The 25,854-nt window shown below is 44.3% G+C and carries 19 protein-coding genes; 11 read left to right on the forward strand and 8 right to left on the reverse strand.

Annotation, left to right across the window (positions count from 1 at the left end; genetic code table 11):
- Positions 1-343 precede the first annotated feature (343 nt).
- The 4 genes from deoC to deoD all read left to right on the forward strand — a co-directional run bounded on the left by deoC (position 344) and on the right by deoD (position 4,656).
- Positions 344-1,114: a deoxyribose-phosphate aldolase gene (gene deoC / locus L5M28_RS13640; RefSeq protein WP_219234627.1), complete on the forward strand. Its 771-nt coding sequence runs from the start codon at positions 344-346 to the stop codon at positions 1,112-1,114.
- 184 nt (positions 1,115-1,298) lie between these two features.
- Positions 1,299-2,630: a thymidine phosphorylase gene (gene deoA / locus L5M28_RS13645; RefSeq protein ID WP_263195675.1), complete on the forward strand. Its 1,332-nt coding sequence runs from the start codon at positions 1,299-1,301 to the stop codon at positions 2,628-2,630.
- A gap of 9 nt (positions 2,631-2,639) precedes the next feature.
- Positions 2,640-3,854, forward strand: coding sequence for a phosphopentomutase (locus L5M28_RS13650; protein ID WP_212599321.1), 1,215 nt, complete (start codon positions 2,640-2,642; stop codon positions 3,852-3,854).
- Between the two features lie 91 nt (positions 3,855-3,945).
- Positions 3,946-4,656 carry a purine-nucleoside phosphorylase gene (gene deoD / locus L5M28_RS13655; RefSeq protein WP_113939310.1) on the forward strand — a complete coding sequence of 237 codons (711 nt, stop codon included), beginning with the start codon at positions 3,946-3,948 and terminating at the stop codon, positions 4,654-4,656.
- Between the two features lie 189 nt (positions 4,657-4,845).
- Here the strand turns inward: deoD and L5M28_RS13660 are convergent, their stop codons facing one another.
- Positions 4,846-5,880: a YtjB family periplasmic protein gene (locus tag L5M28_RS13660; protein WP_263203618.1), complete on the reverse strand. Its 1,035-nt coding sequence runs from the start codon at positions 5,878-5,880 to the stop codon at positions 4,846-4,848.
- Positions 5,881-5,959: 79 nt separating this feature from the next.
- Here L5M28_RS13660 and serB point away from each other — a divergent pair, with 79 nt between their 5' ends.
- Together serB and L5M28_RS13670 are read left to right on the forward strand one after the other, a co-directional pair.
- Positions 5,960-6,940, forward strand: a complete 981-nt coding sequence (gene serB, locus L5M28_RS13665; protein ID WP_263195677.1) for a phosphoserine phosphatase SerB — start codon at positions 5,960-5,962, stop codon at positions 6,938-6,940.
- Positions 6,941-7,055: 115 nt separating this feature from the next.
- Positions 7,056-8,042 carry an alpha/beta fold hydrolase gene (locus L5M28_RS13670; protein ID WP_263195678.1) on the forward strand — a complete coding sequence of 329 codons (987 nt, stop codon included), beginning with the start codon at positions 7,056-7,058 and terminating at the stop codon, positions 8,040-8,042.
- Here L5M28_RS13670 and L5M28_RS13675 read toward each other — a convergent pair.
- The gene (locus L5M28_RS13675; protein ID WP_263203619.1) at positions 8,039-10,420 is read right to left on the reverse strand and encodes a PilZ domain-containing protein; all 2,382 of its coding nucleotides are present in this window, start codon (positions 10,418-10,420) and stop codon (positions 8,039-8,041) included. The two genes, L5M28_RS13670 and L5M28_RS13675, sit on opposite strands and share 4 nt — an antisense overlap.
- 100 nt (positions 10,421-10,520) lie before the next feature.
- On the opposite strand from L5M28_RS13675, the gene radA reads away from it, so the two are divergent.
- The gene (radA, locus tag L5M28_RS13680; protein ID WP_006082696.1) at positions 10,521-11,885 is read left to right on the forward strand and encodes a DNA repair protein RadA; all 1,365 of its coding nucleotides are present in this window, start codon (positions 10,521-10,523) and stop codon (positions 11,883-11,885) included.
- Between the two features lie 75 nt (positions 11,886-11,960).
- Here radA and L5M28_RS13685 read toward each other — a convergent pair whose 3' ends face one another.
- Positions 11,961-12,332, reverse strand: coding sequence for a PilZ domain-containing protein (locus tag L5M28_RS13685; RefSeq protein WP_173243387.1), 372 nt, complete (start codon positions 12,330-12,332; stop codon positions 11,961-11,963).
- Between the two features lie 697 nt (positions 12,333-13,029).
- Between L5M28_RS13685 and L5M28_RS13690 the strand changes: the two genes are divergently transcribed.
- A complete protein-coding gene (locus L5M28_RS13690) occupies positions 13,030-14,382 on the forward strand; it encodes an NCS2 family permease (RefSeq protein ID WP_131523249.1) in 1,353 nt (450 codons plus the stop codon).
- A gap of 62 nt (positions 14,383-14,444) precedes the next feature.
- On the opposite strand, the gene L5M28_RS13695 is transcribed toward L5M28_RS13690, so the two are convergent.
- From L5M28_RS13695 to L5M28_RS13705, 3 genes are all read right to left on the reverse strand, one after another.
- The gene (locus L5M28_RS13695; RefSeq protein WP_028761428.1) at positions 14,445-14,876 is read right to left on the reverse strand and encodes a CBS domain-containing protein; all 432 of its coding nucleotides are present in this window, start codon (positions 14,874-14,876) and stop codon (positions 14,445-14,447) included.
- Between the two features lie 115 nt (positions 14,877-14,991).
- Complete coding sequence (locus tag L5M28_RS13700) at positions 14,992-16,878, reverse strand: lysophospholipid acyltransferase family protein (RefSeq protein ID WP_263203620.1); 1,887 nt, start codon at positions 16,876-16,878, stop codon at positions 14,992-14,994.
- On the reverse strand, positions 16,868-17,965 hold the full coding sequence (locus L5M28_RS13705; protein WP_263203621.1) for a UDP-2,3-diacylglucosamine diphosphatase: 1,098 nt from the start codon (positions 17,963-17,965) through the stop codon (positions 16,868-16,870). The genes L5M28_RS13700 and L5M28_RS13705 overlap by 11 nt, the downstream gene beginning before the upstream one ends.
- Positions 17,966-18,612: 647 nt before the next feature.
- Between L5M28_RS13705 and L5M28_RS13710 the strand changes: the two genes are divergently transcribed.
- Positions 18,613-19,269, forward strand: coding sequence for a hypothetical protein (locus L5M28_RS13710; protein WP_263180342.1), 657 nt, complete (start codon positions 18,613-18,615; stop codon positions 19,267-19,269).
- 440 nt (positions 19,270-19,709) lie between these two features.
- Positions 19,710-21,602, forward strand: coding sequence for a hypothetical protein (locus tag L5M28_RS13715; protein WP_263180340.1), 1,893 nt, complete (start codon positions 19,710-19,712; stop codon positions 21,600-21,602).
- A gap of 516 nt (positions 21,603-22,118) precedes the next feature.
- On the opposite strand, the gene L5M28_RS13720 is transcribed toward L5M28_RS13715, so the two are convergent.
- Positions 22,119-23,477, reverse strand: coding sequence for a YjiH family protein (locus L5M28_RS13720; RefSeq protein WP_173243401.1), 1,359 nt, complete (start codon positions 23,475-23,477; stop codon positions 22,119-22,121).
- A gap of 706 nt (positions 23,478-24,183) precedes the next feature.
- Between L5M28_RS13720 and L5M28_RS13725 the strand changes: the two genes are divergently transcribed.
- Positions 24,184-24,897: a hypothetical protein gene (locus L5M28_RS13725; RefSeq protein WP_263203622.1), complete on the forward strand. Its 714-nt coding sequence runs from the start codon at positions 24,184-24,186 to the stop codon at positions 24,895-24,897.
- Between the two features lie 36 nt (positions 24,898-24,933).
- Here the strand turns inward: L5M28_RS13725 and L5M28_RS13730 are convergent, their stop codons facing one another.
- Positions 24,934-25,821: a U32 family peptidase gene (locus L5M28_RS13730; RefSeq protein WP_173243404.1), complete on the reverse strand. Its 888-nt coding sequence runs from the start codon at positions 25,819-25,821 to the stop codon at positions 24,934-24,936.
- Positions 25,822-25,854 lie beyond the last annotated feature (33 nt).

Here is a 25,854-nt window from a genome sequence, read left to right on the forward strand (position 1 = left end):
ATTAGGCTAACAAGTGGGTTTATATAAAGGTTTGTGTTTTTCTCGCGCTAAAATGGATTTTTCGCGGAAAAGTAGGAGCAAGATTTTATTCGTATCCTCTCTTCCGGTCTTCAAGGATTCAAGTCGTGGTCACTTATAAGTTATTTTAAGTGTCAGGATGCCTATTGCTCTTTATGACTTAGGCAAGATTGAATACCTACAACAAGGTAGTTTGTACAAGCAAATTACTCGGCACCGCCTGAAGGCCCGGCCATATAAAAATAATCAAAATAATGCCACCTCTCAAGCGTTGCTTTTATGCGACTGATTTCTATTCATTTAATTTTTATTTTGGAGAGCTATTATGACTGATTTAAAAAAAGCAGCACAACGCGCCATTGAGTTAATGGACTTAACGACTTTGAATGATGACGACACAGATCAAAAAGTGATCGACCTGTGCCACAAAGCGAAAACGGCTGCGGGCAATACTGCCGCTATCTGCATTTACCCACGTTTCATCCCGATTGCACGCAAGACGTTAGATGAAATCGGTGCTGAAGATATCCAAATCGCCACTGTGACTAACTTTCCCCATGGCAATGATGACATTGCCATTGCTGTGTTAGAAACTCGCGCCGCCGTTGCCTATGGTGCTGACGAAGTTGACGTGGTATTCCCATACCGCGCACTGATGGAAGGCAATGAAACAATTGGTTTTGAATTAGTTAAAGCCTGTAAAGAAGCCTGTGGTGAAGTCTTGTTAAAAGTCATCATCGAATCTGGCGTGTTAGCTGATCCTGCACTTATCCGCCGTGCATCAGAGCTTTCAATCGATGCAGGTGCTGACTTTATTAAAACCTCTACTGGTAAAGTGCCTGTAAACGCCACACTTGAAGCCGCTGAAATCATGTTAACTGTGATTAGCGAGAAGAATACACAAGTAGGCTTCAAGCCTGCCGGTGGTGTGCGTGATGCTGCACAAGCGGCTGAATTCCTTGGTGTTGCTGAGCGTATTTTAGGTGCTGAATGGGTTTCACCACGTACCTTTAGATTTGGTGCTTCAAGTTTACTAAACAGCTTGTTACACACACTAGAATTAGCTGATGCGCCTAAGCCGACTCAAGGCTATTAATTGCAAACTATCGCTGATTAATACTATCAGCGTATAGCGAGCCTAATTAAGTGTGACCTAAATCTATTTGGCAAACTCAAAACTTCGATAGTATGAACTTGTAATATTGCTACAGTTTTGATGTTTCATTGCAAAGATAAGCACTAGCGACAGGGTTGTTAGTGTCTATCTTGGAGGCAGTATCATGTTTCTAGCTCAAGAGATTATTCGTAAAAAACGTAATGGTTTAGCGCTAAGTTCCGCAGAAATACAGTTTTTTGTTCAAGGTATCACTACTAACGCAGTGTCCGAAGGCCAGATTGCCGCATTAGGCATGGCTGTGTACTTTAATGACATGAACATGGATGAAAGAATCGCTTTAACAACAGCGATGCGTGATTCTGGCACTGTACTTAATTGGCAGTCATTGGGACTCAATGGCCCTGTTATCGACAAACACAGCACTGGCGGTGTGGGTGATGTGATTAGCCTCATGCTTGGCCCTATGGCTGCGGCTTGTGGTGGTTATGTGCCTATGATTTCTGGACGTGGCCTAGGTCATACGGGCGGCACGCTCGATAAGTTTGATGCCATTCCGGGTTATCAAACTGAGCCATCAAGTGAATTATTCCGCAAAGTGGTTAAAGAAGTCGGTGTTGCGATTATTGGTCAAACAGGCGATCTCGTTCCTGCCGACAAACGTTTCTATTCTATCCGCGATAATACCGCCACCGTTGAATCCATTTCCCTCATCACAGCGTCGATTTTGTCTAAGAAATTAGCCTGTAATTTAGATGCGCTAGCGATGGATGTGAAAGTCGGTAGTGGTGCTTTCATGCCAACCTATGAAGCATCGGAAGAATTAGCTCGCAGTATTGCAGCTGTTGCTAATGGCGCGGGCACTAAAACGACAGCTTTGCTTACCGATATGAATCAAGTGCTTGCATCTTGCGCCGGTAACGCGGTTGAAGTGAAAGAAGCCATCGACTTTTTAACGGGTGCTTACCGTAACCCGCGTTTATATGAAGTCACTATGGGTCTTTGCGCTGAGATGTTGCTTCTGGGCGGTCTTGCAAGCAATGAAGCCGATGCTCGCGCTAAACTGAATCGTGTACTCGACAATGGTCGCGCTGCAGAACTCTTTGGCAAGATGGTGTCGGGTCTTGGTGGTCCAGTCGATTTTGTTGAAAACTACAATAAATACCTACCGCAATCACAAATTATTCGTCCAGTTTTTGCCGATATGAAAGGTTATGCCTATAGCATGGATACCCGTGAATTAGGTTTAGCGGTTGTGACCTTAGGTGGCGGCCGCCGTAAGCCCGGTGATGCACTAGACTATAGTGTTGGCTTAACTCAAGTGTGTGCTTTAGGCGATAAAGTAGATTCATCGACTCCGATTGCCGTTATCCATGCACAGTCTGAAGCCGCCTTCGCGGAAGCTGAACTTGCGGTGAAAAAAGCGATTCACATTGGTGAAACCGCTCCAGAAAAAACACCTGAGATCTATGCCTATATTCGTGCATCGGATCTTTAAGGAAGAATTATGAAACGTACCATTATTATGATGTTGGACTCCTTTGGAGTCGGTGCTTCTGCTGATGCAGCAAGCTTTGGTGATGTCGGTTCCGATACTTTTGGTCATATTGCTAAAGCATGCGCCGAAGGCAAAGCCGATATTGGCCGTGAAGGTCCGCTGAAATTACCTAACTTAGCGCGCTTAGGTCTAGGCCATGCGGCGATGGAAAGTACTGGCGCCTTTGCACCCGGTTTTGGCGATAATGTTGAGCTGATTGGTGCTTATGGTCATGCACAAGAGTTAAGTTCGGGTAAAGATACGCCGAGCGGTCACTGGGAGATGGCGGGCGTGCCCGTACTATTCGAGTGGGGTTATTTCAGCGAGCATCAAAATTCTTTCCCTAAAGAACTGACGGATAAGATCTTAGCCCGTGCAGGTCTGGATGGATTCTTAGGTAATTGCCATGCCTCAGGTACAACCATTTTAGAAGAGTTAGGCGAAGAGCACATGCGCTCTGGCAAGCCTATTTTCTACACCTCTGCTGATTCAGTATTCCAAATCGCTTGTCATGAAGAAACCTTCGGTTTAGACAATCTCTATCGTCTTTGCGAAATAACCCGTGAAGAGTTAGAGCCTTACAACATAGGTCGCGTCATTGCCCGTCCATTTGATGGTACTGGTCCAAGTGATTTTGCCCGTACCGGCAATCGTAAGGATTATTCGCTCGCGCCACCTGCAAAAACTGTACTCGATAAGCTGAAAGAGGCTGGCGGTGAAGTGGTGAGTGTAGGCAAGATTGCCGACATTTATGCTTACTGTGGTATCACTAAAAAAGTGAAGGCGAACGGCTTAGAAGCACTTTTCGATGCGACCTTAGCCGAAGTGAAATCTGCGGGTGATAACACTATCGTGTTTACTAACTTCGTTGATTTCGACTCTCACTACGGTCATCGCCGTGATGTTGCTGGCTACGCCAAAGGGCTGGAATATTTTGATGCCCGTTTGCCTGAAATGCTCGCATTATTAGGTGAAGACGATCTGCTGATTTTAACGGCGGATCACGGTTGCGATCCAACATGGCAAGGTACGGATCATACTCGTGAATATGTGCCAGTATTAGCCTTTGGCGCTGGATTGAAAGCAGGTTCTTTGGGGCGTCGTAAGAGCTTTGCCGATATCGGTCAATCTATTGCTAGCCACTTTAAGCTTGAACCTATGGCCTATGGTGAATCTTTCCTTTAGGCAAATTAGCATTTATTTCGATTTGGCGGCTGACATTTGCCGCCAGTAAACAAAGACTTAAGTCTTAATAAAATAAACAGGGGTTATTTCGATGGCAACACCACACATTAATGCTGTAGAGGGCGCATTCGCTGAGACAATGCTGTTTCCAGGCGATCCATTACGTGCAAAATATATTGCTGAAACATTCTTAGAAAATGTTGAGCAAGTGACTGATGTTCGAAACATGCTAGGTTTTACTGGTACTTACAAAGGTAAGCGTATTTCAGTAATGGGTTCTGGCATGGGTATTCCTTCATGCTCTATCTATGCAACTGAATTAATTCGTGATTACGGCGTTAAGAACCTGATCCGTGTGGGTACTTGTGGTGCGATCAGCACTGACGTTAAAGTACGTGACGTGATCATCGGTATGGGTGCATGTACTGACTCAGCGGTTAACCGTTTACGTTTTAAAGGCCAAGATTTTGCCGCTATCGCTAACTATGAGCTGATGAATGCGGTTATCGAATCTGCGAAAGCTCGTGGCACTAAAGTTCGCGTAGGTAACATTTTCTCTGCGGACCTGTTCTACACTCCTGATCCACAAATGTTTGACGTGATGGAGAAGATGGGCGTATTAGGCGTTGAAATGGAAGCGGCTGGTTTGTACGGTGTTGCCCATGAGTTTGGTGCGCGTGCCCTGTGCGTTGTGACTGTATCTGACCATATCCGCACCGGTGAAAAGACTTCTGCAGAAGAACGTCAAACCACATTCAATGACATGATTATCATGACATTAGAAGCGGCGATTACACTGTAACTGTGATTCTGTAAGAGTGTGCTACTGAAAAAAGGGTTCGCAATGCGAACCCTTTTTTATGCCAATTTTTAGCGGCTGTTCTATTCGACTTTGTTATTAATGGTTTGGTTATTAGAAATTGCTTGTTTAAGGCTTATCTAGAGCTTAGCTATCTAGGTGTAGTGATTTTCCTATCTATTGAGATCGAGATTAACCTGTTGAATCTGTGTCGAGATCGCTTGGCTCATTGAGCGTTTTTGGCGTCGAGGTTTCGGCCGCAGCGGCTGTCGCTTTAGTCGCATGTTTTACCCGGCGGACACTTTTAACTTTAGGTTTCATCTTTACAGGTGCCGCTTGAACCGCATCGTTTGTCGCGTTTTCAACTGCTGTATTATCCTGTAATTCCAATGATTTTTTTGACGTTTTTTCGGCCTTAGTTTGCACGCTGGTCTGAGTGAGCTTATCGGTATTTGCCTCTGTCACTGCTTTTGGCGCCTTAGTGGGTTTAGCCGCTTTTTCTTGTGGATTATCAGTGGTCGACACCAGTTGATCTTCGGTTAGCACTTGCGTCAAACCATCATTAACACTTTCTGATGGCTCTTCAGCTATGGATCGTTTCTTAGGTTTTTTCGGCGCTTGACGCAACTTAACCCTAAAGCGGCGGCGGTCGAAGTCGGCACGTTTGAAAGACAAAGAGCGTGAAAGCAACATACCAATCAAGCCTGCAACCAACAGCATGATTTGTTGTTGCTCCATGTTTAAATTATGGGCTTCTTTGATTTCATTGAAAAATAACTTGGTATCAAGCCTGACTTCGACATAACCTAGATTTTTCCCTTCTTGGATCACGGGCTCTACATAGGGAGGATATTTGCTTAGCAGCAAATTCATTTCTTCCGAGTCAGGATCAACTACATCCTTAGTGATGCTTTGAGCGAAGGATAGCCGCATGCCTTGGTCACTGAAGATGGCGGCGGACATCACCTTAGGATCTTCGACTAAAGCGCTGGCGAGCCATTGCAACTGCTCGTCATTTTGCAGTTGTAGCGCGGGCGCGGCACCATAAGCGGTTTGCTGTACCAGTAATCTGGCCATCTTTTGAGTTTGGGACTTTAGAAGCAGCTGACCTTGTAGTAGGCTTGTTTGCCACAATTGTACTAAGCCGAATATCAAGGCGAAGGCGGCGGCAATTTGGATCAGTCTACTGATTTTATGGCTTTTCTTTAGCCCTTTAAGATATAACACTTTGACCCTTAAAATGTAGAGCGCTTGCCTAATCATAATTGATTCTGAGTGAGCCCGATAGTTGGAGAATTTAAGTCCGATGGAAAGCTTGAACCAAGATGCGCTTTTTTTGTGGTTAGTCTCTGACCATTCCCCAAGGTTTGAACGCCAAGGGCAAGTGTTTGAACGTTATCAAGAGTCAGCAAACCCCGCTGGTGTTTCACGTGTGCGAATTATTTATCAAGATGCCGCGGTAGAGGCGACAATATCGGCCTGGATAGCGCAATTGCCTCAGTCTAACGTTATCGGTATCGCCCATATCGAACGCCAAGTTGGTTTACATTGTATCGAGTTGGCACTGGTAAATTTGCCTTCTCAGGCGCAGTTAGCGGCATTCCCGCAGTCTTTAGCTGAATTGCATGTCATCAATTTTGATTTGCCTTGCTTGAATCATCCCGGTTTATTAGTGATGGACATGGATTCAACGGCGATTCAGATTGAATGTATTGATGAATTAGCGGCCATGGCAGGCGTTGGCGAGCGCGTGGCGGCGATTACTGAACGTGCTATGCAAGGTGAGCTAGATTTTGAGCAGAGTTTGCGCCAGCGCGTGGCACAGCTTAAGGGCGCTGATGCCAGTATTATCACGACCTTGTGCGACAACTTGCCTTTGATGCCAGGGCTTGAGCCTATGCTTTTAGAGCTTAAATCCCATGGCTGGCGTTTAGTGGTGGCATCTGGCGGCTTTACGCCTTTTGTTGGCCATTTAAGGCTGCTGTTAAACTTAGATGCGGCCTTTGCTAATGAGTTAGTGATCACTGACGGTAAACTTGCGGGTGAAGTAACGGGTAAAGTTGTGGATGCGCAGTTTAAAGCAGATGTGGTTGAGCGTTGCAGTGAGCAGTGGCAAATTCCAAAAGGCCAAAGAGTCGCGATCGGCGATGGCGCGAATGATATTCCTATGGTGATGGCAGCGGATTTTGGTATCGCTTTCCATGCCAAACCTAAGCTGGCTGCGGCGGCGGATGCCAATATTCGCCATCTCGACCTGCGGGTTCTACCTTATCTGCTACAAATCTAGGTTATTCATTTATTTAAATATAAGTCTGGATAGAGACTGAGTTAGAGCAATGACTCTTGTCTTTTATTGATGAGCTGGTAGTTTAGGGATATTGATAAACTACCAGTGACTTATTTTGACTCAGCTCGCCCAAGGCTCAATTTCGACCATTTCACAGTCTTCAATCTACCTGCCGTACCGCGATGGTCAACTGCATCTACGCCAGTTATTACCGGCTGCGCCTGATTTTTCTAAGACGCCTATCCTCATGCTCCATGGCGCTATGTCTAACGGTCGGGTGTTTTATAGCCAGAGTGGCCGTGGTCTTGGTTGTTATTTAGCGAAGGCGGGATTTGTGGTGTATGTGCTGGATACTGCAGGAAGAGGGCTCAGCTTGCCTAAAATTGATCGTGATTTTACCTTAGGGCAGGGTGAAGTGATCCGCGAGCAGTTACCTTTAGTGCAGCAGGCGATTCTCGATTTACATCAAAAAGTCTGCCAAGAGCAGACGACTCATAAAGCCGTGGCGCCTTCGCAGGTGCATTGGTGTGCCCATTCATGGGGCGGTGTGTTGATGGCGAGTAGTTTGGCCCGATATCCTGATTTGCAGCAAAGCGTTCGTTCACTGCTTACTTTCGGTAGCAAACGGACAATTCGGGTTAAATCCTTCAAAAAGTGGTTAATGGTTGATGTTTTTTGGAATCGTTTAGCGCCAGGTTTAGCGATGGGACAAGGTTACCTCGCCGCCGATAAGCTGCGCATTGGTATGGACAATGAGAGCCGCGCCTCATTAGTTCAAAGTATCGATTGGGTGCGGGGCGATTGGATCGATCACGATGATAGATTTGATTATGCGAAAGCGGCAAAGCATGCTCATTGGCCACCGGCTTGGTTTATCTCAGGGCAAAACGATACTGTGTTGGGGCATCCAGAAGATGTGGCGGATATGGTCGTAGAGTGTGGTTTTAAACGGGTTAAATCGACGCTTCTCTCTAAGGATAATGGCTTTAAGCATGACTATGGTCATGCAGATATGCTGACGCATTTAGATGCCACCAGTGATCATTTTCCTAAGATAAGGGATTGGTATTTAAGTTTTGATCTGGCGGTATTGAACAATTAAGACTGCTTTTTATGAAGTACTGGGTATCTTAATTCGACTTCTTGGGTAATATCTAACAGTTCGCCGACACCAATCACACGCCATAACTGTTCTTCTAACTGCTTAGCTTTATGGTTTGCATGAATATTAATGTATTCCAATTCACGGCGTAGGTAGTTCATGTCTGGCTTCTCTGTCGCGCCGCGATAAATGCGTAGGGCGAGGAACCTGCCTAATGCTTTGCTCTGATTGATAAAGGTTATCTGTGCTTCGACATCACCGATTTCAGTTGCAAGAGTGCACTTTAAAAAGATTTTTCCGCGAGATTGACGAATTAACTGAATAAACACTTCAATAAAATCCATGTCCTGTTGAGGTTTCATTTGACGGATAGGTTCGAGAATATCTTGCTTAAAAAAACCGTCTTTTAGCAGTGGCGCTAAATTATATTGCAGGGTATCTGAGGTGCCCGCGGCAAAAATATCGCTGATCTCATCCTGTTGTGTACCAACGCCTAAACAAGCGACTTGGGCAGATTTTGTCGTTTTTTCAACAAAATAGGGCACAGAATGTAAATCATGCATCAAAATATTTTTTAAACCATCGGCAAGTTCTTTGATTTCACTATTGTTTTCGGTGAGTTGCTCTAATTTTTCTTTGTTATGGGCAATAAGTTTATTTAAAAATTCGACCCCAACATGGGGCGTATGGCCCATAACGGCGGTTAAATGCAAGGTTACACCATTCTTGCGGGTACGCACTAAGCGGTAGGGGAGGTTATCTAGCTGTGTTTTGCCTGCTATGGTTTGGAGCTTTGGGAAGCTTAACAGTAGTGGTTTATTTGATGAAAAATCGGCAGGATTATCCAAGGTTAATTGCATGCCTCGGCTAGAAATATCTAAAGTAATGCCCGTGGCTTTGTGCTTGTCTTGAGTCACATTAACTAAGGTTTTAAAGGCGAAACGCGCCTCTTGGCGTCGCTCGCTAAACTGCATGGAAACTAACTTAATTTGATTGGTGGTCAGTCTTTGTTGACCAAAGGTTTTTAGGGCGTTGGCATTACTATCGTCTTGCCAAGCTTTGTAATGGCCTCTGGTATCTTCGTTGCTGATTTCGATGAGCTGAAGCAAATGACTAAATTGTGATAATTGTTGTTCGACCAATGGGCTGAATTTAGCCTCATCGCCCGGCAGGGTTGCGCGGCGATAGCCCTTATCATGATAAATTTTATCTTGGGTAACTTTAAAGATCCGCCAGCTAGGTTTGGTCGATGCAAAGCCTAGGAATAAAGGCATCATGCCCTTAGCTTTAAGCTCTGCTAAGGTGGCAGAGTAAAAATATAAGCAACCTTGAGCATTATAGGTAAAGCTAAAAAATAGTCCATGGTCGGGATTTTCAGGATGATTAAGTAGCGCAGATAAACGGCTTGGTGTCAGCATAGCTGGTAACTGGCTCACATCATTTTCATCTTGAAAATAATGTACTATCTGCTGGTTGTCTCGGCTGAGTAGCATGTGGCTCAAACCTTGCGTTTGAGTATTGAAATATAAAGGTAAGTGCGGTAAATGGGGTAAATAATGACGCTCAAATCCAAGCCCTGTTGCTGTGACTATCACATCATTCACATCTACTTTGTAACGCAGTTTGTAGCCGCGGATTAAATTGCCAAGCATTTCACTTAAGGCTTCGCTGCCCCCAATACGCTTGAGTCTTAACCAAATATATTCGCCATTGGTTTGGCTATCGACAACCTCATAGTCAACACCGAGCTGGAGATCGGGATAGTAAAATTCCTCACTGAGTTCCAGTAACTTTATTTTTAGGGGATGGTCGAGATCGAAGGGATGGTTGGCTGCAAGACGAATACGGGCACCACCTACGGATAAATCTGCAGTTATTCCTTGTACTTCACCACGACCGGTTTGCGATGCTGCGATGCGAATACTGTAATTCATCCGCTCTTCTGTGCGGTTGAAATAACTGCCTAATACCACGCCTGGCACCATAAAAGGCTCTGATTCTGCGGCCTCTACCTGCGTGACACTTTGGCGCAACTTTAACCGACGTTGTTGGTGAGCATTGAGCACATACTCGTATACTCCCAAGGTATATTGGTTGCGAAACAGTGACATGGCCTCATGCATACTGTTTTTGGCGGGTTCATCTAAAAAATGTCGCTGTTGACCTAACATCACTTCAACACAAGGAAGCTCAGATTTATCCCTGAGATCGATAATTCGCGTGCATGGTGAAGCCAAACGACTGAGTTCCATTTTCACTAGAAAACGGGTCGAATTGGTTTCATCTATCGTCAGCTGCTGGAAAATCTCATGGAAGTTAGGTTCCATGAGCAATGGCTTGAGCTGTTCGATGAGTGCACTATGGTTATCTAGACTCATGTAGGGTTCTTTTTAATGCTTATTTTGTATTGGGCTGTTAGTCTTATGTCGGCAGTATTCGCAGTTACTTAAATTGATTTTATACAGATTTTAATGAGTTATGGCAAAGAATAAAACGGCGTACGTATGTAATGAGTGTGGACAAGACTTTCCCCGTTGGCAAGGGCAGTGTAGCGCTTGTCAGGAATGGAATACGATCACTGAGGTGAGGCTCGGTGCAGCTTCGCCTGGGCGCAGCACTAAGTTTGTCGGTTATGCCGGAGCAAGCAGCAATGAAGTGAAGACATTAGATCAAATCGATCTTAATGCCTTACCGCGGATCTTGAGTCATTTTGGCGAATTAGATCGAGTGCTCGGTGGTGGGATTGTACCAGGTTCTGCCATTTTGATTGGCGGACATCCAGGCGCAGGTAAGAGTACGCTTTTATTGCAAACTCTGTGTCATCTGGCCGAGCAAATGCCTGCACTTTATGTCACGGGTGAAGAATCGTTGCAGCAGGTAGCGATGCGCGCCCATCGCCTTGGTTTACCAACCAATAAATTGCGGATGTTGTCTGAAACCAGCGTCGAGCAAATTTGCGAAGTTGCCCTTAAAGAATTGCCTAAAGTCATCGTTGTTGACTCGATTCAAGTGATGCACATGAGTGATGTGGCATCGAGCCCTGGCAGTGTGTCGCAGGTGCGTGAATCCGCTTCTTACTTAACCCGTTTTGCGAAAGAAAATGGCATTGCCGTGATTATGGTCGGCCATGTAACCAAAGATGGCAGTTTGGCTGGGCCCAAGGTATTGGAACATTGTATCGACTGCTCTGTGATGTTCGAAGGGGATAGCGATAGTCGTTACCGCACCTTGCGCTCCCATAAAAATCGTTTTGGCGCGATCAATGAATTAGGCGTATTTGCCATGACAGAGCGCGGCTTAAAGGAAGTCGCCAATCCTTCGGCAATCTTCCTCTCTCGTGGTGAAGAAGAATCATCTGGCTCGCTTGTCATGGTGGTTTGGGAAGGCACGCGGCCCTTGCTGGTGGAGCTGCAAGTGCTGGTGGATAACTCGGCCATGTCTAACCCGCGCCGCGTGGCTGTGGGTATGGATGCAAACCGTTTGGCCATGTTGCTTGCCGTAATGCACCGCCATGGTGGTTTGCAGATGTCGGATCAGGACGTGTTTGTTAACGTGGTGGGCGGCGTGAAAGTGACTGAAACCAGTGCCGACTTAACGTTACTCTTGGCTATGGTATCGAGTTTTCGCGGTGATATTTTACCTAGCGATTTAGTTGCCTTTGGTGAAGTCGGGCTGTCCGGCGAAATTCGTCCTGTGCCCAATGGGCAAGAGCGATTAATCGAAGCCGCTAAGCATGGTTTTAAGCGAGCAATCGTGCCCAAGGCCAATGTGCCGAAAAAGCCTCCTGCTGGGATGGAAGTGGTGGGTGTTTCTAAGTTATCCGAAGCGCTAGAAGCGATTTAGCATCAAATGCTCGCGAGTGAGATTAACACCAGCAAGCAAAACAGCGCCATTAGGCGCTGTTTGTGAGCGAGTGTCTTAATCTGTGATATTGTGTTTTTCGATAAACAACATGAGTTCACGATTTAGCAAAGAAGCATCACCTAGGTTCAGTTCCACCATACGTTTTAGGTGGCTGATACTATCAACATCGATAAAGTTACACTTCAAACCTAATTGGGCATTTTTTTGATGGACCAACTCAGTTTCCATACGGATCTCAATGTCAGATTCTGGTAAGGCAAAACTGAGGGTAATAGCATCACCCGAATTAATAAAATTTTGCGGTTCTTCAACCAAGGCACCATTTAGACTCAAATCGAGAATGGTCGTCTCCCACTGTGCTCCACCTTGTTGTAGATGTGCGCTCGTGGCAAATAGAATCCGCGAAAACTTACGCCTTTCGTCCATACCCAATCCTTTTTCTTTCATAGTCAGCTAAGTGTAGTCCCATCAGTGCCTCTAAGCATAAGTCATATTGATGTGGCTGTAAAAGCAGAGTAATTTTTTGTTCAATAAAGCTACCAAGATCGCATATTCACGCAGGCTGTGTGAATGACGAGGTGTTCGTTACATAAAGCGTAAGTGTGGCTCCTTGTACAACAACCCCTGAAACGTTAATACGCCAAGTATCAATACACTAAGTATCAAGGTTTGGTTGACTTGCCATATTCTAATATTGGGAGATGAAGGAGGGGGGGGAAGTTAGCGTACGTTTACGCGGCACTGGCAGACTCTTATCGTGATTAATGTGATATTAAGTAGCAGTTATTACATAAGTTTAGGCGTTTTTTTTAAACAACAGATTTCAGTTTTTGCCGCTAATTTTTTATCGAAGTGTAGGCGATGTCTTAGCTATCTTTGGGAGATTCCAGTATCATCCGCGGCCAACAACGGCTGCGTCTACATGGTTAATGGCTTTTTAATCATCGCGAGGCATCACTGCTTGCAGATCATGGATTTTTCCCACAGTAGGAAAATGATGTGGATCTCTCACCCAAGTCTGATGGATTTGGGGCTCTAATCTGCCGCAGCCAGCGTCGCCAATTGCGTTTTAGGGTAATTGGTACCGACCCCATTTTAAGAGATCACAAGGTATAACAACATTATGTCTGAGCAATTGAGTTCAACAGCCGTACCCTCTGGTTCGTTTCTGGACCGTTATTTTTCTATTCAACAACGTGGCAGTACAGTTCGCCAAGAAGTGATTGCGGGATTCACAACCTTCCTCGCTATGGTCTACTCAGTGATTGTGGTGCCTAACATGTTAGGCCAAGCGGGATTTGATCCCGGCGCCGTGTTTATCGCCACCTGTTTAATTGCTTCATTTGGTTCTTTGCTCATGGGTTTATGGGCTAACTTACCTATGGCGATTGGCTGCGCTATTTCGCTCACGGCCTTTACTGCGTTTAGCTTAGTACTAGGTCAGGGAATGTCGATTCCAGTCACCTTAGGCGCTATTTTCCTAATGGGTGTGACGTTCACACTTGTGAGTGTGACAGGTATTCGCCAGTGGGTGCTGGCTAATTTACCAAAGGGCATAGCCCACGGTACAGGCATAGGTATCGGCTTGTTTTTACTTTTGATTGCGACTAACAGTGTGCAGTTGATTGTGGCCAATAGCGCAGGCTTACCGGTGAAGTTAGGCGACATTAACAGCTTACCTGTTATCGCTACCGTTATAGGTTTAGCGGCGACAATTGGTTTAGAGCGCCGCGGTGTACCAGGCGGTATTTTGTTGGTGATTATCGCGCTATCGGTATTTGGTTTAGTGTTCGATCCGAGCGTTAAATACCAAGGTTTGTTCGCCTTGCCTGATTTTACCTCAGAGCATTCACTGATTGGACAGCTCGATATTATGGGTGCTTTTAATCCTGTGGTATTGCCTATCGTATTAGCGTTAGTGATGACGGCGATTTTCGATGCGACCGGCACTATCCGTGCTGTGGCTGGGCAAGCGAATTTACTCGATAAAGACGACAATATTGTCGGCGGCGGTAAAGCCTTAACCTCAGACTCAGTCAGCAGTATGGTGGCAGGTTTAGTCGGCGGTGCACCAGCGGCTGTGTATATCGAGTCGGCGGCGGGGACTGCAGCGGGCGGTAAGACAGGTTTAACGGCTACCATAGTTGGCGTACTGTTTTTGTTGATGATGTTTTTAGCGCCATTAAGCTACTTAGTGCCTGCCTATGCGACAGCGCCTGCTTTGATGTATGTGGGTTTGTTGATGCTGAGTAATGTGGCGAAACTCGACTTTGACGATAAAGTTGATGCCATGTCGGGCTTAACCTGCGCTGTGTTTATCATCTTAAGCTGTAATATCGTTACCGGTATTATGCTGGGTTTTGTGACACTGGTGGTAGGCCGTATTTGCAGTGGCGAATGGCGCAAACTGAAGTTAGGCGTGCTTGCCATCACTTTAGGTTTAGTGGTGTTTTATATGGGTGGTTGGGCGATTTAAGTTAGGCAAACTGAGTGATTTGAACTGAGTTATTGAGAACAGAAGCGAGTGCAGTCTTAGGATTAGCACTCGCTTTGATTTTGTGTCCTGTATTCACAATAGGCACGTAATAAGTCTTTCCAAGTAACAATCCCAACCAATTTACCGTCCTCTAACACGGGTAAGCAGCCGATATCGTTATCTAATAACATGCGGGTGGCCGTATCTAAATTGATGTGGGGTGCGACGGTAACCGGATTACGCGTCATCACTTGATGTACACGTTTTTGTAGAGTTTCTAAGTCTCTTGCGGTTTCCGCGCTACTGCCCAAGTTCGGGCTAATCGCGCGCAATAGATCCCGCTCCGATAACACGCCTTCAAGTTGGTACTCATCGACGACCAACAAGTGATGAAAGCTCGCTTGGTCGAAGATTTCCTTCGCCACAGTTAATCGATCGTCCATTTCAACCGTGACGACTCGGGTACTCATAATATCGGCGATAATGATCGGCATGATGATCCCCTGTTAAGCTTGCGCATCCTAGGATGCGCTCTGTTAATGCGCTGCATTACAGTTACTTATAACAGAGTGGTGCAAGTTTAGCCAACACCCATTACAAAGTTTTAACTCAAAGATCTTGGACCTCTGGCTCATCATCCGCTGTTATTGGCATCCGCTCCGATTCGGGCAAGTGTGCGCCTATGTAGCGTTGATACTTTTTACCTTTCAGTTTGTGGGTGTCCACCAGTACTAAGCCATCGATACAATCGCCAAAGTCGGCGTCGATACCAAAGGCGAGAAACTTAACCCCATCGGTTTTACACAGTTCACCATATTGTTTGTAGAGCGTAGGTACGGCCGCTCCCATACTCGCGAGCACTTGTTTGAGTTGCTTAAAGTTACTCTGATAATCCTCGGAGAAATACAAGTCATCTAACTTAGCTTTTTGGGATTTAGATAAGCCAAAGGGTGACATGGAAACTGCCATCTGCTGCGCAGGTGCAAATTCCCGCGCATAAAAGTGCACTAGCATTTCCCTAGCACTTCCAGGCAGTTGATTACTGATGGACACAGGGCCAAATAGATAACGATATTCAGGATGCTTGGCGAGATAAGCCCCAATGCCAAACCACAGATAATCTAAACTGCGTTTACCCCAATATTTAGGCTGCACAAAGCTGCGACCGAGTTCTAACCCTTGCTTCACAAAGGGCATAAAGCTGTCGGCGTATTGGAATAGGGATTGGCTGTAGAGTGCGTTGTCGCCATATTTTGCTAAGACTTGCTCACCACTGGCAAAACGATAGGCGCCGATAATTTCAAACTGCTCTTTATCCCACAACACTAAGTGTTGGTAGTAGGAATCGTATTTATCGATATCGCGGCGCTTGCCCGAACCTTCGCCTACGGCGCGAAAGGCGATTTCCCTCAGGCGGCCAATTTCCCGCATGATGGGATTACTGTCGTGGTGTTGGTAGAGATAAATCAACTTGTTATCTTGCGTTTCCCCTAGAAGTTCACATTGTTGCAGTGCCGCTTGCAGTTCACGGCGCGATTCGGGGTGGGCGATAGCGCTCTGGGTGATAAACAGTGGATCTTTATCTTTGCCGATACGATACAAGTGATTTTTAAGCAGTTTTATCTTTGTCTTGAGTGGAAAGTCCATTGAGCGTACGGCTTCATTGGGAATGAGCTCGCCAATGCGGATCGGCATATTACGTTTAGCCTGCTTGAACATTTCCTTCACTAGCAGCAGTGTCGCAAGTGGCTTGTAAATCATAGATGCGCCGTAGAAAGTGGCAGAGTTTTTGGCATCTAAAAATATTGGCAGTAGGGGCGCATTGCAGGAAATCGCCATCTTTAAAAAGCCTGAATGCCATTGGGTATCACGCACGCCGTTAGGGCGCAGACGCGAGACTTCGCCCGACGGAAAAATCAGCACTGCGCCTTCGTTACGCAGGTGCTGGTGGATTTTTTCTAAATGTTGTTTCGGTGTGCCACCAGTCATATTGCGTACCGGCAGTAGGATTGAGTGCAGCGGTTCCAGCGCCATCAAGAGTTCATTCGCGACGACTTTAATATCAGGGCGAACTTCACTGATGAGTTTGATGAGCGCTAATGCATCGAGTGAACCTATAGGATGGTTCGCGAATATGACCACTCGGCCTTCACAGGGAATATTTTCTATCTCGTTGGCGGGCACGGTAAAACTAAAGTCAAAACTCGTCAGCATTTGTTCGACAAAGTCTACGCCCTGTAAATAGGTATATTGACTGGCGATATCGTTGCACTGTTTTTCATTGAGCAGGTAACGCAGCATGGCCTTGGCAGGTTTAGCGAGCCAAGGTTTGTCATTGATCGCTGGCAGATTTTGTTCAACCACATTATCAACGGTAAAAATCATGTTATTCGCCTTAAACGGCACAGCATGCTTTTTGTGGCTAAGGTTGCTGTTTAGCATTTTTTCATTGTATTCCATAGCATTATGTAATTGATTCATAGTGTTAGGCAACATCCCTTGGGCGAGTTTCGCCGGTGTTTATGTCTGGCATTTGCTGCGCTGCCGTTTTTTGTTGCTTGTCTTTGTGCGTCTCAGGCGGCTGTTGTACCAGCGCTATACTGTTGAGAATATCGAGCTTGAGCGTTTGCTCGTTCCAGCGGCAAAGTTGTAATTCGCCGCTTAAGGTTTCTGTGATTAAACTGCAGTTTTCGACCCAGTCACCGTCGTTGGCGTAGATGATCTGCCTCTTTTCTGGGGGACTGAGTGGTGAGTAATATTGGGCGGCTCTGGGGTGAGTCGAGAGTTCGGGCTGATGGATATGACCGCAGATCACACCGTCAACATCAAAGTGCTGGGCATAGTTGAGTACTGCTTGACGGTAATGTCCAATAGCGGCTTGAGCCTTGCCCACTTTGGACTTGATATAACTTGCCAGTGACCAATAGGGGTAACCTAAGCGTTCCCGCAAGCTATGGAGATTGCGATTGAGGAACAATAATAGGTCATATAAATGGTCGCCCAATATGGCGTAGAAACGGCCGACACACACATCGGCATCAAACTGATCCCCGTGGAGCATCAAGAGTTTATGGCCGCCAATTCCGTGGTGAATATGTTGGCGGGCAATTTTAATATTCCACAGGCTTAGCTCGGCGTAGGGTTTAATCAGTTCGTCGTGGTTGCCCGGCAGATAAATCACTTGGGTGCCGTTTTGTGCCAGTTCAATGAATTTCTGCAGTACCTTATTGTGGCTATCGGGCCAGTGCAGCTTACGTTTCAACGCCCATAAATCGACTATGTCACCGACCAGATACAAGTGCTGACAACGCACGGTTTCAAGCAAGCTGAGCAGGTAGTCAGCCTTGCAATCCTTACAGCCTAAATGGATATCTGACAACCAGAGGGCGTTAACTGTGATGCTTGCTGTATGGGCTGAAGTTAATGCGGATGGGGTAATCGCGGCACAATTGAATTGATTTGAGGATGTTGGTGCTAATGTTGGCGTTTGTGTTGAGCGATTAAAGATGGGAGGAGAAAGGCTGGGGTCATTTATCTCTTCCCGCGTAGACCTCTCAAGTTTCCTGAAATTAAATCCTGTCATCTCGTATTCACCCCATTAGGCTGTTAACGAATATGAGCTTAGTGGGGGGCTTTGACCGAATGATGAAGTTTAGATGACATGCAGATGACAAAAGGTGAATTAGCCTGGACTGAACCTGCAAGATTCACATCTGGATACAATTAGATCCGATAGGTTGGTTTAACTTACTTCTGCCCCAAAGCAAGATAACTTTGTTGTCAGTTTGCAGCATGAATTGTCATTGTTTCCCCAGTGACTCGCCGTCTTTTTATTTCATAAGAAGTATCCCTATAGGCTCGACGGCGGCATCCATGCCGCCAACGGTCACTGTTGCAACAATGCCAATCCTCACTGACCCTTTCGCTGTTCGTTTAGCTAAAAAGCCTATGCCCCAAAACGAGTTAGATGAATGAATCTAGACAAGCATAGGCACCCATGATGGATTAAATTTTAGTAATGTTAAAGTGGCTATGCCCTGCAGTGGTTGAGATAACGTTTATGCTCAAAAAAACCTTTTTTCTTATCACAAAAGCCAAGCTGGCTGCCTGATCATATGACGGGGTAGACGTCCATATATGGCACGGTTAATTTAACTATGAGAAGGATTGGCGTTCAGATATCATTCGCGGCTTGAAATCACGTGGCTAGCATAACAAAGGAACAATCAATTGAGCGTAAAAGAAACCTTAGATGTTTGTCAGATAATCATCGAGACAGAGAGTTCTGGTGCTGCCATTCTCACTTCATACCTAGCACCAGTAGCGATTGTGTTATCAGCATTTATTGCTGCTTTAGTTGCAACTTCGAGTAGCAAAAGAACACACCTATTGGATAAAAAAAGAGATGTAATTCTTGAGATTACAAGTGAAATAGCCAACTTACGCATGTATGTAGTAGAGAAAGTGCTTATAAAATCACAAGAAGACAATGATGAATACACACTGCACGTCAGAAGGGAAATGCTTGAAATTACTAAAAAATTAGTTCTAGCAACGGATAAATTTTATGTAATAAGCTCAGACTCGAATAGTGCTCGATTAGAAAAGCTATATTTTCAGCTTATTGAAAAATTGCGCGAAGGAATAGAGTATCACTACAACCCAAAAGAAAATATAATACCAATTGATTACCTATGTAGTTTCAATGATTTAAGGGCTGACGTAATAGAGGTGCTTAACAACGAATTGAATGACTCTAATAAGACTTTAAAGACTTTCAAAAGCGCAATTAAAGCTACAAATACCTCAGCCACTAAGATGTTAAAACCAGAAAGTAAGACAACAGATGTACAGCTGGATGATGAACTGCAGTCACATAAAACGTGACCGTTTTCAGGCGTAATGCTCTGCTAGGATCAAACCGACGGTTTAATCATTCCTGACTACGAGCGCACTATACAAATGTTGAACTAAGCCGCTACGCGGAGCCAAGTGCCGGTTCAACCGATAGTATTTACCTCATTGAGTCCGTTAGACTTTAAAAAATGTGATGGAACACCACAATGACAAAGGAATTTCAATGAAACACATACAAACCAAGCCATATTACCAGTTCAAAACAGCTCTGCAGCCCCTAGCCAGCATCAAAAAAAGCAAATTCCCATAGCATAAAGCGTACCAATTAACCTGGACTCGGCATCGGCCAAATCAAACAAGTGGCTTGTGCCATGCAAACAGCGCATCGCACAAATACTAAAACGTTAAATGGTCAGCGTACAAGCTATAACCACAATTGATAATTTAATAAACAAGGAAATCGAATTCTAATGAGAGACCCTAAGGTACTTACATCAGCAGCGCTATTTAGAGCCCTTTATGATAATAATAAAGACATATATGATGTAGTTTCTGAGTTTATCCGATCCACTGTGATCCTGAATTCAACATGGTCATTTAATGTTACGGAATGCACTGCTAATCTATATAAAGACTTTGGCTTTCAGCTCCCTGATGCAATAGTAAATACCTGTTTAAGAAGTCGGTTGGTAAAATCTGGTGAGCTCACGGTAAATCATGGTGTTTACTCCGTTACAAATAATTTTGAACATTCAAGCAGTATTCAAAGTGAGTATGAATCTACCAAGGGAGAGTACGACGAAATACTGAAGGAATTAGTTCGACATGTAAAAGGCCGATCTACTATTCTTGTAGATGAAAGTAAGTTAAGGTCAGCATTTAATGACTTTTTGCTGTATGAAAACTATACAAAAGAATATGCTGAATACATAAGCCACTTTCTTATTGCAAATCAGGACAATGTTCTCTTTAAAGAAAAGCTAAATCGGATCGAAGAGGGGTTGGTTCTGTATACTGGAATACGGTATACCTCTGATCTATCTACTCTTGGTAATTGGAGTGGCAATCTTACAATATTCCTTGATACAGAACATCTGTTTAGTGCTATTGGGTACAATGGTATTTTGCATAAAAGAGTATTTGATGACTTTTTCTCATTGGTAAAAGAGGTAAATCAGAAGAATGGTGGAAGAATACTTTTAAGATACTTCTCTGAAACTGAAAGAGATGTAATTGATTTTTTCTATGCTGCAGAAAAAATTCTCGAAAATAAAAATCAAGTTGATCCATCAAAAACTGCAATGCTATTTATTATTAATGGTGCTAATAGCAAGAGTGAAATTATATCTAGAAAAACTATATTTTTCGATAGCCTAAAAAAATGCAGGATACTCCTTGATGATAATAACAATTATTACAAAGAAGTGGACTATAACGTCGAAAGTCAAACTACTATAGATGCTTTAAAAGAAAGATTCAATCATCATACTGAAGCCAGTAAATATGCCGATATACTCAAAAGATTTACAAAGATAAATTGCTTGAGAAAAGGCGTTAGCAATACTGGAATAGATAAGGTTGCGGCAATTTTTATGACCGAAAATGGGCTGACACAAACAGTTGCGTTTTCAGATCTTGTGAGATCAAATGGCGGTATACCTTTTGCTACAAATATTGAGTTTATGACTGAGAGATTGTGGTTCAAGCTAAACAAAGGTTTCTCTGGTGATGTCAGTCTGCCAGTATCATTTGACATAGTAACAAAAGCGAAGATTGTATTCTCATCACAGCTTAATAATGCAGTTTCGGATAATTTTAGAAAGTTAAAAATCGAGCATAGGGAGGGGAGGTTAACCGACGAGCAAGCAGCGCTTCTTATAGCTGAGTTAAGAGGTAAACCTTCAAATCCGGATGATTTTACCGAAAATGATTTTGATGACTCTATTGATTTCATTGGATCAAAATTCATAGAAAAAACGCTTAGAGAAAAGTCTGTGCTTGAAGAGTCGTCACGGAGAGGTGAGGCGGCTGTTGAAAAATTGAGGCTGTATGAGCATGATAAAAAAATCGCTACAAACAAGCCTATTAAGGCTGTTGCACGGAGACAATATCGGCTAGCCCAATTATTACTTTATATATTATTGCCAATATTCCTAATTTTTAAGCTAATAGATTCTTATTTTCAGAATGATACTACGTTGTCGCTAGTATTTGGCTTGTGTAGTTTAGCTAGTCTCATTTATCCATTTGTAAAGTTAAAATGGATAAATAAAAGGCTTTGGAGGCTTTCAGCCTTGGTCTATAAACAATCACTTAAAAAGGCAAAGCACGCAGACACCAAAAAATTACATGAAAAACAGTAAATTTTTTGGTGCTGGTGTTTGTGGCGTTAACCCATAGAAATTTTAATCCGAAACTTACGAGTTAGAGCAAAGGGTCTATCACGCTTTTGTCCAAAAGCGTGCTGGGTATCTCCTTCATACAGACTGGTTACACTAGTGCCCAAAAGGTGAGCAATGGTGATTGGCGAGACGACCGTCCGCCCCATGGATGGGGCGGTCGAGCATCCACGGACGGACTAGCTGCGTGTCGGAGAGTGAATGCCATGGCAAGCCTATATGATTGAATACCAGCCAACACTTAGATCCCTGTGACTGAAATAGCAGGTCACCCAGTACAATTTGCCTACACCTTCTGTCCAAAAGTGAGTTGTGTGGTGTCGAGTGGAGATTGTACGATTAAGTCACGCTATATAATCAAAACAGCCAGTTCGTGTATGAGTTAGTGCAAAAAGGGGAGTCAGTTAATCTGACTCCCCTTTTTTAGAACGTTTGTTGGACTTACATTAAAACCTACGTTAGGCCCAAACTAGCGTAATGTTAGAACAATAAATGGGCTACACCTGCGATAACAGGCAGTGTCACTAAAGTGCGTAGAATAAACACCACGAAAAGCTCAACGAAGTTGACGGGAATTTTACTGCCGATAAGCAGTGCACCGACTTCACTCATATAGATCAACTGAGTCACAGATAAGGCTGCAATTACAAAGCGGGTCATATCTGATTCAATTGAGCTGGCAAGGATTGACGGAATAAACATATCCGCAAAACCGACCACGATTGTTTTAGAGGCTTCAGTGGCTTCTGGAATATGCAGTAATTCGAGTAATGGAATAAACGGCATCCCCAGATAGTTAAATATGGGCGTGTGCTCGGCAATAATCAGTGCCAGCGTACCAATGGCCATTACCACAGGGATAATACCAAACACCATATCGACAACGTTTTTAATACCTTCATTTAAGACCGCTTTTATGCCACCAGCACTGGCGGCTTTTTCTAAGGCTTTATCAAAGCCCCAAGATAAGGCGCCATGTCCTGCTGGGATCAGCTCATCATCTGGCATGCGTGGTGTGTCATCTATGTAGTTGTCTTTCTTCCACGATAATGGTGGCAACTTAGGTACAATCACAGCGGCGGCAAAACCCGCGAGGCACACAGTCAAATAAAAGGGCACAAACATATGCTCTAACTTAACTTGAGAGATCACCACTAAGCTGAAGGTAATCGATACCGCCGAGAAGGTTGTACCAATAACTGCGGCTTCTCTCTGGGTATAAAAACGGGCTTCGTATTGTTTGCTGGTCAGCAAAATGCCGACACTGCCATCACCTAACCATGAGGCCATACAATCGATAGCACTACGACCCGGTAGATTGAACACGGGACGCATGACTTTCGTTAAGAGTGTGCCAAAGAGCTCGAGTAGGCCGAAGTTCAGCAGCAGCGGCAGTAACATACCCGCAAAGATAAATACCGAGAACAACACAGGTAATAAGTCGTTTAAGACTAATGCGCCAGTGCTCGAGGAGTTGATGATCTCTGGACCTAAACCTAAGTAAGTCAGTACGATAAACACTGCACCTAAGATCCGCGTCGTCAACCACATAGGGCTGACATTCAATAAACCATTAAGGAAGTGATTTTGTGTAACGAATGTGGGCTTAAACACTTTTGACAGCAAAGAGGCCAGCGCCGTAGTCACAACAATAATAGTCACTATGAGGGTTAGCACACCGCTCAATGCGCCTTGCAGTGCTTTAGATATGATAGCGATAGGAATTGTGATCGCATCGTTGTAGCTGATAGGGGTCATAAATAACAACAGACCAATCAGCGAAGGGACGATAAAGGTGAGTATCGTCTTAATGTTTCGGTTTTTATTTTCAGTAGCCAATGTTGTACACCTTAAAGTACGAGTCGTACATGGTAAATTTGAATAAATAGCCGCACGTAACAAGCTGTCGACGCTAATTAAGGTGCATTTAAATTCAACTCAAAAACGAGAATGGGGAAGATTACTCGCTTAGCTTCTCTATGTAAAACGATTCGCTAGTTAGTTTGATATAAGCAGCAAAACAGCATAGTTATTTTACTTCAGTTGTCGATAAATTAAGAGTGGCTATATTGGCTTGTATTACTGTAAAAGCATTATTAAACATGGTCTTACCATCAATTACCTTAGGTTGGTTAACGACTGGTTAATTACTTGTTTACTGATGTGTGTGAAACTATCTAGATGTTATTTCTGCACAAAAAAACATCAGCAACTTTAGCGCTACTGCCATGTTGGCTGGTTTTCTGTTCGATTTGAAAGTGCAATAGAGATAACTCTGGCTATATAGCGTTGACGAGAACCTGTTGTGCATATCGCGGTAATGTTAAGGAGTCTTGGGCACTAGGACACATTTTTATGCGATAAGCCTTTAAATCGACCTATCTCTAAAAGTGACCTTCTCCATTATCTTGATGCTTTTGTGATTGACTAAAAAGTCGCAAATAACGATGAAAGTAAAAATATTATTCATAAAGCGGATACCCGCCGCTTTAAATCTTCTCATTTCCATGTAAGTTAGTATTACTCCCATCCAGCTCTAGTATTCATGATCGCAAAAGTACAGAAGGTTACGATTAAAGGCGGCTCAACACTGGCCATTAAGTTTGGTTTTTTGGGGATCTTTGGGCTTTTAATTGGCATTGTTATTACTGTTTTGGGGTTCGATGATTCTGAATTCCATCGCTTCAATTTTTTGAATCACACCCTAAGTGAATTAGGGACTTATGGTCATTCGTCTTTCGCTGTCATTCTCAACGGTGGGTTGTTTTTTGGCAGTTTAAGCATCGTTTTCTATTGTTTGTCTTCTTTGCAGCAGGTGACTTCTTGCTGGGGATACCCTTTCTTTATCAGTTTGGCTCTCACTTTTCTGGCTTTAGCGAGCGTGGGATTATTTCCGGTGAACGTGTATCACTTGCATGTTCTTGGGCTGAAATGGTTTTTCTATCTGGGGAGTTTGAGTGCGATCTTCTATTTAGCCTTGGTCTGTTTCGGCAAGTCTAACTTTGGCCGTTGGACTGGGTTGTTGGCGTTAATAGTCTTATGTAGCATGTTGACGTTTCTGTATGCGCCACAGCTCAATTTAGGTTTGACCGAAGGCGATAGACCGTTTTATCAGGAGATGGTATTGCAACTGCCGCGTCCTACTTTGTGGTGGCCAGCCCTACTAGAATGGATTGGACTGGGAAGTTTATTGTGTTGGACAAGTGTGCTGCTTTTTAGCCAGTTAAGCTTCAGCCAAGATCCCAAAATCATTGGCTGAGTTATCTTTAAATTTAGGCTTAACTTCAGCTCTAGGCTATGGATTCACATGCACAGCAAGGCCCGCTTCACCAAACCAATAACCGTTGCACTGGGTTATATCAAGGTTGCTATTCATTGAGAAATCCTGAGTATTTTTAGTCGCTTGAATCGTATCGACCAAAGTATTGGCTTTAGTGATGCAGTCAAGACTACTGGGTGATACTCGAAACACATCGACCCCCATCTGTGTCATTGCCGCTATTTCACTGCGTAAATCTAAACAGCTAGCGGATTGGGTTTGAATTCCATTGAGCCTGAGTAAAGGCTGCTGCTCTTGGGTTTGTGCGAGTAGTCCTTTACTGTATTCACGGCATACCGTTTCGCAATGATCTTTCGTGAGCTGTTTGTGTCTAGCGGTAAAGCAGCGCGCCGAATGGGCGAGTGGTAAATAGCCGTGGCCGAGCACTTCCACCTCAAATGATGGCTGTTCTTGAATTACTTGTTGTAACCAAGCCTTAGATAGCTCCACTGGCATGACAAATCTTTGCATTCCAAACCGCTGCAAGATGTCTAAACTAGCACGATTGTAGTTATTGATACTCGCGCCGCAGACAAAGGGTAACTTACGCTCTTTGGCAAGATACACTGCCGCCATATCGTTTGCTTCGACGATAAATTCACCGTTATCGACCTGGCGTTTGAGCTCAGTATATTCAGATGGCGCTTCGATTAAGGCCAGCGTCGAAAGCACGACTTCTTTACCCGCCTGCTTGAGCATTTGCGCCAGCTCTAGATAATCGCCCCACTTGAGTTCGCGTCTGCGGCTACAAACCGCCTCACCTAAATATACTAAGGGAATTTGACTGGCGGCGACTTGCTGGTAAAAGTCAGCGACTTGCTGTTTCTGCCAGCAATACAACAGTGGTCCTAGGGAAATCTTCATAAGGTGTCCTTTGTCAATCTTGCTCTCTATTTA

Origin of the sequence: Shewanella sp. SW32 (assembly GCF_025653365.1) — a bacterium.
GTDB lineage: Bacteria > Pseudomonadota > Gammaproteobacteria > Enterobacterales > Shewanellaceae > Shewanella > Shewanella oncorhynchi.